The organism is Photobacterium sp. NCIMB 13483 (genome assembly GCF_003025475.1).
Classification (GTDB): Bacteria; Pseudomonadota; Gammaproteobacteria; order Enterobacterales; family Vibrionaceae; genus Photobacterium; species Photobacterium piscicola.
Genome location: NZ_PYLV01000066.1, coordinates 1 through 647 on the forward strand (window position 1 = coordinate 1; position 647 = coordinate 647).

Sequence of the window (647 nt, forward strand, 5' to 3'; positions counted from 1 at the left end):
TATGGCAGGTCTACCTGGATTCGAACCAGGGTATGACGGCATCAAAAGCCGTTGCCTTACCGCTTGGCGATAGACCTACAGTGCTTAAATACATAAGCGTTGCTTGTTGGGTAGTAACAAGACTTTTAAATCAGAGAGAATGGTGCGGAAGGAGAGACTTGAACTCTCACACCTTGCGGCGCTAGAACCTAAATCTAGTGCGTCTACCAATTCCGCCACTTCCGCATATTGTCAGTTATAAATAACTGTTGTCTCTGATTGTATTTTTCAATTAAGTATAGGTAAATACTTAGTTGAAGAATAAATGGTGGCTACGACGGGATTCGAACCTGTGACCCCATCATTATGAGTGATGTGCTCTAACCAACTGAGCTACGTAGCCAACATAGAATACTGAAATAAATCAATACTCTTAAAGAGTGGCAGGTCTACCTGGATTCGAACCAGGGTATGACGGCATCAAAAGCCGTTGCCTTACCGCTTGGCGATAGACCTACAGTGTGCTTTTTCAAGCTATCTCTCAACTCTATTGAGAGAATGGTGCGGAAGGAGAGACTTGAACTCTCACACCTTACGGCGCTAGAACCTAAATCTAGTGCGTCTACCAATTCCGCCACTTCCGCATTTTATCAATGAACAAGCATTGA

At 43.9% G+C, this 647-nt stretch carries 5 tRNA genes; all 5 read right to left on the reverse strand.

Going from position 1 to position 647, the window contains the following annotated elements:
• Positions 1-2 precede the first annotated feature (2 nt).
• Positions 3-77: transfer RNA gene (locus tag C9I86_RS19880), tRNA-Gln, on the reverse strand.
• Between the two features lie 63 nt (positions 78-140).
• Positions 141-225, reverse strand: a tRNA-Leu gene (locus tag C9I86_RS19885).
• An 80-nt stretch (positions 226-305) separates the two neighbouring features.
• Positions 306-382 (reverse strand) — tRNA-Met (locus C9I86_RS19890).
• A gap of 38 nt (positions 383-420) precedes the next feature.
• Positions 421-495, reverse strand: a tRNA-Gln gene (locus C9I86_RS19895).
• Positions 496-538: 43 nt separating this feature from the next.
• Positions 539-623: transfer RNA gene (locus tag C9I86_RS19900), tRNA-Leu, on the reverse strand.
• Positions 624-647 lie beyond the last annotated feature (24 nt).